Annotated in this window: 12 protein-coding genes and 1 tRNA gene; 8 read left to right on the top strand and 5 right to left on the bottom strand. The window is 72.1% G+C overall.

What is annotated here, in order from left to right; translation table 11 throughout:
• Position 1 precedes the first annotated feature (1 nt).
• The gene (locus IF23_RS0113740) at positions 2–952 is read left to right on the top strand and encodes a PLP-dependent cysteine synthase family protein (protein ID WP_030283360.1); all 951 of its coding nucleotides are present in this window, start codon (positions 2–4) and stop codon (positions 950–952) included.
• A gap of 101 nt (positions 953–1,053) precedes the next feature.
• Here the strand turns inward: IF23_RS0113740 and IF23_RS35595 are convergent, their stop codons facing one another.
• Positions 1,054–1,314, bottom strand: coding sequence for a hypothetical protein (locus IF23_RS35595; protein WP_051739557.1), 261 nt, complete (start codon positions 1,312–1,314; stop codon positions 1,054–1,056).
• Between the two features lie 292 nt (positions 1,315–1,606).
• Between IF23_RS35595 and IF23_RS0113730 the strand changes: the two genes are divergently transcribed.
• Positions 1,607–2,359: an MBL fold metallo-hydrolase gene (locus IF23_RS0113730; RefSeq protein ID WP_030283358.1), complete on the top strand. Its 753-nt coding sequence runs from the start codon at positions 1,607–1,609 to the stop codon at positions 2,357–2,359.
• Between the two features lie 112 nt (positions 2,360–2,471).
• Here the strand turns inward: IF23_RS0113730 and IF23_RS0113725 are convergent, their stop codons facing one another.
• Both IF23_RS0113725 and IF23_RS0113720 read right to left on the bottom strand, forming a co-directional pair.
• Positions 2,472–3,830 carry a PTS transporter subunit EIIC gene (locus tag IF23_RS0113725; protein ID WP_078653962.1) on the bottom strand — a complete coding sequence of 453 codons (1,359 nt, stop codon included), beginning with the start codon at positions 3,828–3,830 and terminating at the stop codon, positions 2,472–2,474.
• A 317-nt stretch (positions 3,831–4,147) separates the two neighbouring features.
• Positions 4,148–5,458: a PTS transporter subunit EIIC gene (locus tag IF23_RS0113720; protein ID WP_030283353.1), complete on the bottom strand. Its 1,311-nt coding sequence runs from the start codon at positions 5,456–5,458 to the stop codon at positions 4,148–4,150.
• A gap of 253 nt (positions 5,459–5,711) precedes the next feature.
• Between IF23_RS0113720 and IF23_RS0113715 the strand changes: the two genes are divergently transcribed.
• From IF23_RS0113715 to rdgB, 4 genes are all read left to right on the top strand, one after another.
• A complete protein-coding gene (locus tag IF23_RS0113715) occupies positions 5,712–5,945 on the top strand; it encodes a PTS sugar transporter subunit IIB (RefSeq protein WP_018542266.1) in 234 nt (77 codons plus the stop codon).
• A gap of 125 nt (positions 5,946–6,070) precedes the next feature.
• A complete protein-coding gene (gene rph, locus IF23_RS0113710; RefSeq protein WP_030283351.1) occupies positions 6,071–6,802 on the top strand; it encodes a ribonuclease PH in 732 nt (243 codons plus the stop codon).
• 391 nt (positions 6,803–7,193) lie between these two features.
• On the top strand, positions 7,194–7,610 hold the full coding sequence (locus tag IF23_RS0113705) for a hypothetical protein (protein WP_030283349.1): 417 nt from the start codon (positions 7,194–7,196) through the stop codon (positions 7,608–7,610).
• Positions 7,611–7,619: 9 nt separating this feature from the next.
• Entirely contained in the window at positions 7,620–8,255 is a 636-nt protein-coding gene (rdgB, locus tag IF23_RS0113700; protein WP_051739556.1) for an RdgB/HAM1 family non-canonical purine NTP pyrophosphatase, read from the top strand.
• A gap of 66 nt (positions 8,256–8,321) precedes the next feature.
• On the opposite strand, the gene IF23_RS0113695 is transcribed toward rdgB, so the two are convergent.
• Positions 8,322–8,403: transfer RNA gene (locus tag IF23_RS0113695), tRNA-Leu, on the bottom strand.
• Between the two features lie 127 nt (positions 8,404–8,530).
• Complete coding sequence (locus tag IF23_RS0113690) at positions 8,531–10,069, bottom strand: MFS transporter (protein ID WP_030283347.1); 1,539 nt, start codon at positions 10,067–10,069, stop codon at positions 8,531–8,533.
• A 390-nt stretch (positions 10,070–10,459) separates the two neighbouring features.
• Between IF23_RS0113690 and IF23_RS35385 the strand changes: the two genes are divergently transcribed.
• Both IF23_RS35385 and IF23_RS0113680 read left to right on the top strand, forming a co-directional pair.
• Positions 10,460–10,981, top strand: coding sequence for a hypothetical protein (locus IF23_RS35385; RefSeq protein WP_030283345.1), 522 nt, complete (start codon positions 10,460–10,462; stop codon positions 10,979–10,981).
• Entirely contained in the window at positions 10,981–12,243 is a 1,263-nt protein-coding gene (locus IF23_RS0113680; protein WP_030283343.1) for a sensor histidine kinase, read from the top strand. Before IF23_RS35385 ends, IF23_RS0113680 begins: the two co-directional genes overlap by 1 nt.
• Positions 12,244–12,275: the final 32 nt, after the last annotated feature.

Below are 12,275 nucleotides of genomic sequence, written 5' to 3'. Positions count from 1 at the left end.
CATGCGGTACGACTCCCCGCTGGCGGCGGTCGGGAACACCCCGCTCGTCCGCCTGCCGCGCCTCTCGCCCGCAGCCGACGTCAGCATCTGGGCCAAGCTGGAGGACCGTAACCCCACCGGCTCCGTCAAGGACCGCCCCGCGCTCCACATGATCGAGCAGGCGGAGAAGGACGGCCGGCTCACCCCCGGCTGCACGATCCTGGAGCCGACCAGCGGCAACACCGGTATCTCGCTCGCCATGGCGGCCAAGCTCAAGGGCTACCGCATCGTCTGCGTGATGCCCGAGAACACCTCGTCCGAGCGGCGCGAACTCCTCGCGATGTGGGGCGCCGAGATCATCTCCTCGCCCGCGGCGGGCGGCTCCAACACCGCCGTGAAGGTCGCCAAGGAGCTAGCCGCCGAGCACCCGGACTGGGTGATGCTCTACCAGTACGGCAACCCCGACAACGCCGGTGCGCACTACGCCACCACCGGCCCCGAGATCCTCGCCGACCTCCCGTCCGTCACCCACTTCGTCGCGGGTCTGGGCACCACCGGCACCCTCATGGGCGTCGGCCGCTATCTGCGCGAGCGGGTCCCCGGCGTGCAGATCGTCGCCGCCGAACCGCGCTACGACGACGTGGTCTACGGTCTGCGCAACCTCGACGAGGGCTTCATCCCGGAGCTGTACGACGAGTCCGTGCTCACCACGCGCTTCTCCGTCGGCTCGCAGGACGCCGTCGCCCGCACCCGCGAACTCCTCGCCGAGGAGGGCATCTTCGCCGGGATCTCCACCGGCGCCGCCCTGCACGCCGCGCTCGGCGTCGCCCGTAAGGCGGTACGCGCCGGGGAGAGCGCCGACATCGTCTTCGTCGTCGCCGACGGCGGCTGGAAGTACCTCTCCACCGGCGTCTACACCGCCGAGTCCACCGAGGCGGCCATCGCCACCCTGCACGGCCAGCTCTGGGCCTGAGCCCGGAGCACCCGACGGCGGGCGGTCCCCGAGGGGCCGCCCGCCGCCGTACGTCCTCGACCGGACCCCGCCTCGGCCGGATCCCGTGACCGGATGCCGCCTCAGCCGTCGCCCCGCGGCCCGTCCGGACCGTCGTCGTCCCGGACAGCCGTACGATCCCTGTCGCCGGGCGCCGGGTCCGGCGGCGCGGGCTTCCCGGAGCCGGGGGCGGCGCCCGTACCGTCCGCCGGGCGTCCGGCCGATCCCGTCCGGCGACCGCGCCGCCGCGGCGGCCGACGGCTCCGCCCCCGGCCGTCGACCACCGCTGCGACCAGCGCCAACGCGGCCACCGCCAGCAGCGCGGGCCACCACGAGCCGTCCATCGCCGTCTCCCCTCGCCGCCGCGGGTCCGCCGTCCGTCCGCTGCGACGGTACCGGCGCCGGGCCCGCACGGCACGGCGGAGCGGCCCCTCGCACGGCCCACCCGGACTGGTGATTCCGCCCACAGCTCGCCCCGCCACAGGAGCGGCGCCACCCCGTGCGCCTTACCCTCGTGGGCACCGCACCGCGCGACCGGACCCGCCGGGGCACCCGTACGGACCGGCCACCTGCCGGACGCCACCGCCCGGCACGGTCCGCCGCTCCGCCGTTCCCGCACAGGAGGTTCACGCCCGCATGAAGCTCACTGTCGTCGGATGCTCCGGGTCGTTCCCCTCCGCGGATTCGGCCTGTTCGAGCTACCTCTTGGAGGCCGACGGCTTCAGGCTGCTCCTCGACATGGGCAACGGCGCCCTCGGCGAGCTGCAGCGCCACTGCGGTCTCTACGACCTCGACGCCGTCCTCCTGTCCCACCTCCACGCCGACCACTGCATCGACCTCTGCGGCTACTTCGTCGTCCGCTACTACCGCCCGGACGGCGGCCGCTGCGCGCCGATGCCGGTGTACGGCCCGGGGGGCACCGAGCAGCATCTGACCGCCGCCCACGGGGATCTGCCGTACGACGGCGCGATGGGCGAGGTCTTCGACTTCCGGACGCTGACGCCGGGGACGTTCTCCCTCGGCCCGTTCACCGTCCGCGCGGACCTCGTCCGCCACCCCGTCGAGGCGTTCGGCTTCCGCATCGAGCACGGCGGCCGGTCGCTGACGTACTCCGGGGACACCGGGCCCTGCGCGGCCCTCGACGAGCTGGCCGAGGGCACCGACCTCTTCCTCTGCGAGGCGTCCTTCACGCACGGCAAGGAGGACATCCCCGATCTGCACCTCAACGGCCGCGAGGCCGGGGAGGCCGCCGCGCGCGCCCGGGCCGGACGGCTGATCCTCACCCACATCCCGCCGTGGACCGACCCGGACATCACCCTGCGCGATGCGCAGAAGGTCTACGACGGCCCGGTCGAGACGGCCCGCGCGGGCACGGTCCACGAGATCTGACCGGTCCGCGGGGCCGGGCCCGTCCCCGACGCGGCCCGGCCCCGGACACGGAAAAGCGGCGGCCCCGGGATCTCTCCCGGGGCCGCCGCCTTTTGGAGGATGCGGGACGCCGCTACTTCGTCAGCGTCGCCTTCTCGCCACCGGACGGGCCGTCGGCCTTGCCGCCGGACTTCGCCGTAGCCTTCGCCGCGGCCTTGTCCCCGGCCTTGTCCGCGCCCTTCTCCGTCTCCGGCACCTCGTCCTCGGGCTCACGGCCCGGCGTCGGCAGATTGAACTTGACGATCGCGAAGCGGAAGAGCACGTAGTAGACGACCGCGAAGCAGAGGCCGACCAGCGCCAGCAGCCAGGGCTTGGTGGCGATGCCGAGGTTGAGGACGTAGTCGATCGCACCGGCCGAGAAGCCGAAGCCGTCCTTCATCCCCAGCGCCCAGGTCAGGGCCAGCGACACACCCGTCAGCACCGCGTGGATCGCGTAGAGCACCGGCGCGATGAACATGAAGGTGAACTCGATCGGCTCGGTGACGCCGGTGACGAAGGCGGTCAGCGCGAGCGAGAACATCATGCCGCCGACGACCTTGCGGCGCTCCGGGCGGGCGCAGTGCACGATCGCCAGGCAGGCGGCGGGCAGCGCGAACATCATGATCGGGAAGAAGCCGGTGGTGAACTGCCCCGCCGTCGGGTCACCGGCGAGGAAGCGGGCGATGTCGCCGTGCTTGCCGTCGAAGTCACCGGCCTGGAACCACGGGAACGAGTTGAGCAGGTGGTGCATGCCGACGGGGATCAGCGCACGGTTGGCGACACCGAAGACACCGGCGCCGACCGCGCCCGAACCGACCAGCCACTCACCGAAGTTGTGCAGCCCGGTGCCGAGCACCGGCCAGATGTAGCCGAAGACGATGCCGATGACCAGGCCCGCGAAGGACGACAGGATCGGCACCAGCCGACGGCCGCTGAAGAAGCCCAGCCAGTCGGGGAGCTTCTTGCGGCTGTAGCGCTGGTAGAGGAGGGCGACCACGATGCCGATCACCACACCGCCGAGCACGCCCGCGTTCACCGGCGGCGCGACCTCGGCTATCTTCCCGTCGACCACCTGCTGCACCTTGGGCAGGCTGTCGTCCGTGAAGGTGCCCAGCACCTTGCTGAAGACGAGGTAGCCGACGACGGCGGCGAGCGCGGTCGAACCGTCGGCCTTCTTCGCGAAGCCGATGGCGATACCGACCGCGAAGAGCAGCGGCATGTTGTCGAGCAGCGCCCCGCCGCCCGCCGCCATGAACTCGGCGAGCTTGTTCAGGAACGCGGGGAAGTTGTCCCGGCCGAGCATGTCGGGCTGGCCGAGGCGGACCATGAGCGCTGCGGCGGGCAGCGTGGCGATCGGCAGCATGAGGCTGCGGCCGATGCGCTGGCCGACGGCCATCGCCGCGGAGCCGCGGCTCTTCTTTTCCGGTGCCGCCGAGGCAGTGGCCGAACTCATCGGATTCCTCCAGGTGCGGCGGGCACTCAGGGGTGCGGCCCGCTTGTTGTCTACACCACTCAGTGGTTTAGACCATTCTTAGCACGTGGCCCCGGCCGAAAGGAATCCATTCTTCCCAGTGGTGTGGACCACATGCGGACCGGGGTCGGAGAAGGGCCCCCAGGACGTCGGAGGAATGGCCGCCACCACGAAGAGAAGCGCAGGTCAGACCGGCTTTCCGCCCCCGTCCCCCGAGGGTGCCGCCCGCCCTCGCCCCGCCAACGGTACGGCCCCGCACCCACCGGACGGCCACCCCGGAACCCGCCGTACCGCCACCGCTACTTCACGTTCTCCCGCTCCAATTCCTCCGCCACTTCCACCGGCTCCCGCCCCGGGGTCGCCAGATCGAATTTCGTGATCACGAACCGGAACAGCGCGTAGTAGACCACCGCGAAGCACAGCCCGATCGGAATGAGCAGCCACGGTTTCGTCGCCAGCCCCCAGTTGATGACGTAGTCGATCAACCCCGCCGAGAAACTGAAACTGTCGTGCACCCCGAGCGCCCAGCACACCGCCAGCGACACCCCCGTCAGCACCGCGTGGATCGCGTACAGCACCGGCGCGATGAAGACGAAGGAGTACTCGATCGGCTCGGTGACCCCGGTGACGAACGAGGTCAGCGCCACCGACAGCATCAGCCCGCCCACCTCCTTACGGCGCCCCGGACGCGCGCAGTGCGTGATCGCCAGCGCCGCCGCGGGCAGCGCGAACATCATGATCGGGAAGAACCCCGTGGTGAACTGCCCCGCCGTCGGATCGCCCGCCAGGAAACGGTTGATGTCCCCGTGCACCACCGTGCCGTCCGGCTTGGTGAAGTCCCCGAACTGGAACCAGACGAAGGTGTTCAGGAACTGGTGCAACCCCACCACCAGCAACGCCCGGTTCGCCGTCCCGAAGATCCCCGAGCCGAGCCAGTCCAGATCCGTCAGCCACTTGCTGAACGACGTCAGTGCCGCGCCCACCGGCGGCCACACGAACAGACAGACCACCGCGAACGCCAGCCCCACGAACGCCATCACGATCGGCACCAGCCGCCGCCCGTTGAAGAACCCCAGCCAGTCCACCAGCTTCACCCGGTGCAGCCGCTGCCAGCACCACGCCGCCGCGAACCCCATCACGATGCCGCCGAACACCCCCGGATTCTGGAACGTCGCGGGCGCCGCCTTCCCCGCCCCCGTCACACACACCCCGCCCCACGGACCCGCCTGCGCGAACGTCTGCCCCGACGGGCACGCCTCCGGGAACTGGTGCAGCACCGCGAAGTAGACGAGGAACCCCACCACCGCGGCGAGCGCCGTCGACCCGTCCGCCTTCTTCGCCATCCCGATCGCCACACCCACGCAGAACAGCAGCGGCAGCCCCAACCCCGAATCCAGCAGCGCGCCCCCCGCCCCCGCGAAGACCTTCGCCACCGACTCCCAGCCCAGCCCGTCCGCGCCGAACACGTCCGGCTGCCCCAGCCGGTTCAGGATGCCCGCCGCGGGCAGCACCGCGATCGGCAGCTGCAGGCTGCGCCCCATCTTCTGCATCCCCTGGAAGAGATGCGCGCCCCGCCTCGTACGGGGTGCCGCCGCCGCGCCAGAACTCATCCGCCACCTCCGGCAACCGCCCGCCGACGCCGTGCCCGGTGGGTACCGCATACTGATGGTGTAGACCACTTGGGGTGCGGCCCCCGGGCCCCCGGTACGCGTTCCGGGTGATCGCTATCCTTCGCCAGACAGCGGACAAACGCCCGTAAAGCTGGGCTGAACGTGCGTTACGGTTCGTCAACCGCAGGGCACGACCGCACCCCGCACCACCGCCCGGCACCCGCGCCGGCGGCCGAGACAAGCAGGAGTGGACATGGCATCCAAGGCCGAGAAGATCGTCGCCGGGCTCGGCGGACTCGACAACATCGAAGAGGTCGAGGGCTGCATCACCCGCCTGCGCACCGAGGTCAACGACGCCTCCCTGGTCGACGAGGCCGCCCTCAAGGCCGCCGGCGCCCACGGCGTCGTCAAGATGGGTACCGCCATCCAGGTGGTCATCGGCACCGACGCGGACCCGATCGCGGCGGAGATCGAGGACATGATGTAGGCGAACCTGTTCGCTCCCCGGGCCCCGGCCACCGTGCATCGCGTACGGTCCGGGGCCCGCGGCGTTTCCGCCCGCCCCCCGCCGCCCGGACCGACCCCCACCCCGTTCCCGCTAGGCTCTACGCCATGTCTCGCATCGACGGCCGCACCCCCGAACAGCTCCGCCCCGTCGCCCTGGAACGCGGCTGGAGCAAGCACGCCGAAGGCTCCGTTCTCGTCTCCTTCGGCGACACCAAGGTCTTCTGCACCGCCTCCGTCACCGAGGGCGTGCCCCGCTGGCGCAAGGGCACCGGCGAGGGCTGGGTCACCGCCGAGTACGCGATGCTGCCCCGCTCCACCAACACCCGCGGTGACCGCGAGGCGGTCCGCGGCAAGATCGGCGGCCGCACCCACGAGATCAGCCGTCTCATCGGCCGCTCGCTCCGCGCCGTCATCGACTTCAAGGCCCTCGGCGAGAACACCGTCGTCCTCGACTGCGACGTCCTCCAGGCCGACGGCGGCACCCGTACCGCCGCCATCACCGGCGCCTACGTCGCCCTCGCCGACGCGGTCGCCTGGGCCCAGCAGAAGAAGATCATCAAGCACGGCCGCAAGCCGCTGACCGGCACCGTCTCCGCCGTCTCCGTCGGCATCGTCGACTCCACCCCGCTCCTCGACCTCTGCTACGAGGAGGACGTCCGCGCCGAGACCGACATGAACGTCGTCTGCACCGGCGACGGGCGCTTCGTCGAGGTCCAGGGCACCGCCGAGGCCGAGCCCTTCGACCGCACCGAGCTGAACGCCCTCCTCGACCTCGCCGTCGCCGGTTGCGCCGACCTCGAAGCCGCCCAGCGCGAGGCCCTCGCCCGCACGCTCTGAGGCCCCGGCCTCTGGGTCCGGGGGCCCGGCCCTGGCCCCCGGCCTCTGGCTCCCGGGACCCGGCTCTTGGCTTCCGGCCCCTGGCCCCGGCTCCCGGGACCCGGCTCTTGGCTTCCGGCCCCGGCCCTGGCCCCCGGCCTCCGGCTCCCGGGACCCGGCTCTTGGCTTCCGGCCCCTGGCCCCGGCTCCCGGGGCCCAGCCCCCGGCTCCCGGTCGAGGCCCGCCCCACCCGCACCGTCCGACCGCGTCCCCACCGGGGGCGCGGTCGGCGCCGTTACGGGCGGGGGCGGGGCCGGGGCCGCCCCCCACAACGGCGGCAACCAAATCCCCCCGCCCCGCGTTTCTCCCCCTGTCTGCTTTACCTGTTCATGACGTGGGGGAGAACCGTTCCATGACCTTGCACACCCGCGGCACCCGCCCGCGCCGACGTCCCGCCGCCACCGCCGTCGCGGCCCTCGCCGCCGCGGCGCTCGCGATACCCGCGCTCACCGGCTGCGGCGCCGTCGACAAGGCGATGGACTGCGCCCACACCGCCACCGCCGTCGTGAACGGAGTCGACAAGCTCCAGAAGACCGCCCAGGACGCCACCGACCACCCCGAGCGGACCGAGAAAGCCCTCGACGGACTCGACCGCGACCTCAAGGGCATCGGCGACGCCACCGGCGACCCGGACCTCACCAAGGCGCTGAAGAGCATGAACGACGGCATCGACAACGCCCGCCGGTCGCTCCGCGACGGCAAGGACCCCGACCTCCGGCCGCTCGCCGACGCGGCCGGCGAACTGACCAAGGTCTGCACCCCGGGATAATCACTCCCCATGCAGCACTCAACCGAGCCGCGGCCGGACGCACCCCGCCGCCTCATCCTCGCCACCCGTAACGCCGGTAAGGTCACCGAACTCCGCGCGATCCTCACCGCCGCCGGTCTCGACGTCGAACTCGTCGGCGCCGACGCCTACCCGGAGATCCCCGACGTCAAGGAAACCGGCACCACCTTCGCCGAGAACGCCCTGCTCAAGGCGCACGCCCTGGCCCGCGCCACCGGCCACCCGGCCGTCGCCGACGACTCCGGCCTCTGCGTCGAGGTCCTCGGCGGTGCGCCGGGCATCTTCTCCGCCCGCTGGTCCGGCCGCCACGGCGACGACCGCGCCAACCTCGATCTGCTCCTCGCCCAGCTCTCCGACATCGACGAGCCGCACCGCGCCGCCCACTTCGCCTGCGCGGCGGCCCTCGCCCTCCCCGACGGCACCGAACGCGTCGTCGAGGGCACCCTCCCGGGCACCCTGCGCCACACCCCGTCCGGCACCGGCGGCTTCGGCTACGACCCGATCCTCCAGCCCCTCGGCGACACCCGCACCTGCGCCGAGCTGACCCCCGACGAGAAGAACGCCATCAGCCACCGCGGCAAGGCCTTCCGCGCCCTGACACCGGTGGTGCGGGAGCTGCTGGGCTGAACGGGTGAGCCCGTACGGAACGAGGCCCCGACCACGTACTCGTGGTCGGGGCCTCGGTGGATCCGGTACGGCCGGAGGGACTCGAACCCTCACGCCCGGAGGCACTGGTACCTAAAACCAGCCTGGCTACCTGTTACAGCACGGCCGCGCGTTCCCGGCCATAGTACTGGCTGCCTCGAAGGCGGCAGTAGGTCAGCGGGGGAGCGGCTGGCTTTCGCGCCAAGCCCCCCGATCGACGGGGGATTTGGCGCTGCGGCGGGCTTCCGGGACGTCCCTCAGAACTTCGGTTCCTGGTTCTGGGAGGTGATCATTTCTACCGCCTCCTCCTTGGTGGCTACCGAGGGCGGGGAGCCGGCCAGGGGCTGCTGGGCGGTTTCCTTCATGCAGGCGACGGCGATGACGCCGACGAGGGCGGCGCCCATCGTGTAGTAGGCGGGGACCATGACGTTGCCGTGGAAGGCGTCCATCAGGGCGGTGATCACCAGGGGGGTGGTGCCGCCGAAGACCGAGACGGCGAGGTTGTAGCCGATGGAGAGCGAGCCGTAGCGGACGCTGGTGGGGAAGAGGGCCGGGAGGGCGGCGGACATGGTGCCCAGGAGGCAGACGAGGGAGAGGCCCAGGAGGGCCATACCGGCGATGACGGCGGCCAGCGAGCCCTGCTTGACCAGGAGGAAAGCGGGGATGGCGGTGATGAAGAAGCCGAGCATGCCGCTCATCAGGAGCGGTTTGCGGCCGTAGTGGTCGTTGAGCTTGCCGACGGTGGTGATGATCAGCATCAGCGCGATCATGGTGGCCAGCAGGATCAGCAGGCCGTGCGACTCCTTGTAGTGCAGGGTGTCGGTGAGGTACGTCGGCATGTACGAGAGCAGCATGTAGTCGGCGATGTTGTACGCGCCGACGAGGGCGATGCAGAGGATCAGCGTGGGCCACTGCTGGGCGAAGATCTCGCCGATCTTCTTCTTGGGGGCGTTCTCGGAGAGGTGCGCGAACTCCGCCTCCGCCTCGGCGGGCGAGCCGGTCGCGGAGTGCGTCTGGGCCGCCTCCAGCTTCTGGAAGGCGGGCGTCTCGTCGAGGCGTAGCCGCAGGTAGAGACCGACCAGACCGAGCGGTCCGGCGACCAGGAACGGGATGCGCCAGGCCCAGTGGAGCATGGCGTCCGCGCCGACGGTGGTGTTGAGGATCAGCACGATCCCGGCGGCGCCGGTGTAGCCGATCAGGGTGCCCATCTCCAGGAAGCTGCCGTAGTAGCCGCGCTTCTTGTCGGGGGCGTACTCGGCGATGAAGGTGGAGGCGCCGCCGTACTCGCCGCCCGTGGAGAAGCCCTGGACCAGCCGGAAGAGGATGAGCAGGGCCGGGGACCAGAAGCCGATCGCGTCGTAGGAGGGGATCAGGCCGATGCAGAAGGTGCCCGCGGCCATCATGATCATGGTGAGGGCGAGGACCTTCTTGCGGCCGACCCGGTCGCCGAGCGGGCCGAAGAAGGCGCCGCCGAGGGGGCGGACGAGGAACGCCACGGCGAAGGTGGCGAACGAGGACAGCAGGCTGACGGTGCCGTTGCCGTTGGGGAAGAAGACCTGGCCGATGGTGACCGCGAGATAGCTGTAGATCCCGAAGTCGAACCACTCCATGGCGTTACCGAGGGCGGCCGCCTTCACGGCACGCCGGACCACGCGCTCGTCGGTGATGGTGATGTCGGTGCGCCGCAGTTTGGGATTCCTGCGCCGGGCTATGGCACGGAAGAGCGCGCGGTGGCGCTTGAGGGCCTCCGGGTCGTGTTCGGAGGCGGGGTCTGCTTCGGTGCTGCCGGTCGGCACGAGGCGGTCCTCTCGTTCAGAGCGCGAAGTGCGCGGGGATACGACGGGTGCGCCTGCGCAGTCGAGCGCGGATCAAACCACCATGGCTCCGGAAGGGGACGTACGTCACCCGGGCTGAGCCGTCCGAGGAAGCCATGGTGGCCTGCGGTTTCGCGGACCGCGAGCGGGGGCGCTCCGGGCCAGGTCGGAGGGGCGTTGTTACAGAACTGGTACGCAGCCGCGCGGTCATCGCCGTGTGCGGGCAATCAGCCCGTGCGGGGGGCCGGGCAGGGTGGGTCGGTGCCGTTGCCATGTGTCCGCGAAGCCGCCGTTCGCCGGGCCCCTCGTGGGGAGTGGTGGCGTCGGGTGTGCCGGCGGGGTGCGGGGCCGCGGCCCCGGAAGGAGAGGGCGATGGGCGACCGCGTAGGGGCGCGCCGGGTGGGGTGGCGTACCGCTGTGCCGGTGGGCGCCGTGCTCACGGTGCTGCTCGCGGCCGGGGTGTGGGGTGTGCAGGCGGGGCGGCACGCGTCGGCGGTGGATGTGGCGCCGCAGACGTCGGCGGCGCGGCAGCGTCCGGCGCCGGGGGCGGCGCCGGAGCGGGCGACGGCGTCGGGGCTGCCCGGGGTGCGGGACTGCGGTTTCGGTGAGCCGGAGGTCGAGCCGCAGGTGATCACGTTGACCTGTGCGGACTCGGGGATGGTGGCGACCGGGATCACCTGGGAGCGGTACGGCCGGACGTCGGCGGAGGGCCGGGGTGTGGTGCAGGTGGAGAAGGCGGCGGCGGGGACGGCGGGGGACGCGGTGTTCCCGGCGCGGTTCCGGCTGTACGGGGTGCGGACGGTCGAGGGGGGCCGGGCGTTCACCGGTCTGGAAGTGACGTACGACGGCTCGACGCCGATGGGGGACACGACGGAGATGTACAGCCTCGCGTGATGGGGATCAGGGGCCGGATCGCGCTGGCCATCTCGGGTATGACGGCGCTCGCCGTGGTGGTGCTGGGTGTCGCGGTGCACCACATCGCCGATGCCGGGCGGGAGCGTGCGGCGCGGGCGTACCAGGACGTCCGGCTGAGTTCGGCGGTGCAGATATACGAGCGGGACGGGACGCTGGCGATGGGGGCGCAGCTGGACGACGCCGCGTTGCCCGCGCCGTTGCGGGAGGCGGTGTTCGCGGGGCGGTCGGGGACGTATCTGAGCGGTGGGGACGATCCGCGGGTGTGGGCGGCGACGGGGGTCGACGACGGGACGGGCGGGGCGCGGTGGGGGCGGTCGCTGTCGGTGTCGGCGGCGTATCCGCAGGACGATCCGGCGCGGGTGGCGTTGGACCGGGCGCTGCTGATCGCGGGTGCGGGCACGGTCGTGTTGATGGCGGTGGTGTCGTGGTTCGTGGCGCAGCGGCTGTCGCGGCGGCTGCGGTTGAGTGCGGCGGCGGCGCGGCGGATAGCGGCGGGTGCGGGGCCGGAGCTGGAGTGGGACGGGTTGGCGAGCGCGGGGCGGGACGAGGTGGCCGAGTTGGGCCGGAGTGTGCATCACATGGCGACGTCGCTGGCGGCGCAGGCGCAGGCGGAGCGGGAGTTCACCGCGGATGTGGCGCACGAGTTGCGGACGCCGGTGGCGGGGTTGGTGGCGGCGGCGGAGCTGTTGCCGCAGCCGCGGGCGGTGGAGCTGGTGCGGGACCGGGCGCAGGCGATGCGGCGGCTGGTGGAGGACCTGCTGGAGGTGTCGCGGTTGGACGCCGGGGTGGAGCGGGCGGATCTGGACGCCTGTGATCTGCCGTCGCTGGTGCGGGGGATCGTGCGGCGGGCGGCGGGGCAGCGTGGGGTGGACGAGGTGTCGGTGACGGTCGAGGGGGAGCCGCGGATCGTGGAGACGGACCGGCGCCGGGTGGAGCGGGTGCTGGTGAATCTGCTGGCCAACGCGGAGCGGCACGGGAAGCCGCCGATCGAGGTGGTGGTGGCGGGCAACCGCATCGTGGTGCGGGATCACGGGCCGGGGTATCCGGCGGATCTGTGTGCCGAGGGGCCGCGGCGGTTCCGTACGGCGGCGCCGGAGCGGGGGACCGGGCACGGTCTGGGGCTGACGATCGCGGTGGGTCAGGCCGGGGTGCTGGGGGCGCGGCTGGACTTCGGTGTGGCGGAGGGCGGTGGCGCCCGGGCGGTGCTGGAGCTGCCGGACCGGGTGGCGGTGGCGGAGTGACGCGGGGGCGGTCCGGCGGACCGCCCCCGGCT

The sequence above is a fragment of the Streptomyces catenulae genome (genome assembly GCF_000718015.1).
Classification (GTDB): domain Bacteria; phylum Actinomycetota; class Actinomycetes; order Streptomycetales; family Streptomycetaceae; genus Streptomyces; species Streptomyces catenulae.
This window is presented reverse-complemented; position numbering and strand designations above follow the sequence as displayed.

Excerpts from the sequence above, each read along its gene's own strand:
- IF23_RS0113740 (WP_030283360.1), top strand. The coding sequence starts at position 2 with ATGCGGTACGACTCCCCGCTGGCGGCGGTCGGGAACACCCCGCTCGTC.
- IF23_RS35595 (WP_051739557.1), bottom strand. The coding sequence starts at position 1,314 with ATGGACGGCTCGTGGTGGCCCGCGCTGCTGGCGGTGGCCGCGTTGGCG.
- IF23_RS0113730 (WP_030283358.1), top strand. The coding sequence starts at position 1,607 with ATGAAGCTCACTGTCGTCGGATGCTCCGGGTCGTTCCCCTCCGCGGAT.
- IF23_RS0113725 (WP_078653962.1), bottom strand. The coding sequence starts at position 3,830 with ATGAGTTCGGCCACTGCCTCGGCGGCACCGGAAAAGAAGAGCCGCGGC.
- IF23_RS0113720 (WP_030283353.1), bottom strand. The coding sequence starts at position 5,458 with ATGAGTTCTGGCGCGGCGGCGGCACCCCGTACGAGGCGGGGCGCGCAT.
- IF23_RS0113715 (WP_018542266.1), top strand. The coding sequence starts at position 5,712 with ATGGCATCCAAGGCCGAGAAGATCGTCGCCGGGCTCGGCGGACTCGAC.
- rph (WP_030283351.1), top strand. The coding sequence starts at position 6,071 with ATGTCTCGCATCGACGGCCGCACCCCCGAACAGCTCCGCCCCGTCGCC.
- IF23_RS0113705 (WP_030283349.1), top strand. The coding sequence starts at position 7,194 with ATGACCTTGCACACCCGCGGCACCCGCCCGCGCCGACGTCCCGCCGCC.
- rdgB (WP_051739556.1), top strand. The coding sequence starts at position 7,620 with ATGCAGCACTCAACCGAGCCGCGGCCGGACGCACCCCGCCGCCTCATC.
- IF23_RS35385 (WP_030283345.1), top strand. The coding sequence starts at position 10,460 with ATGGGCGACCGCGTAGGGGCGCGCCGGGTGGGGTGGCGTACCGCTGTG.
- IF23_RS0113680 (WP_030283343.1), top strand. The coding sequence starts at position 10,981 with ATGGGGATCAGGGGCCGGATCGCGCTGGCCATCTCGGGTATGACGGCG.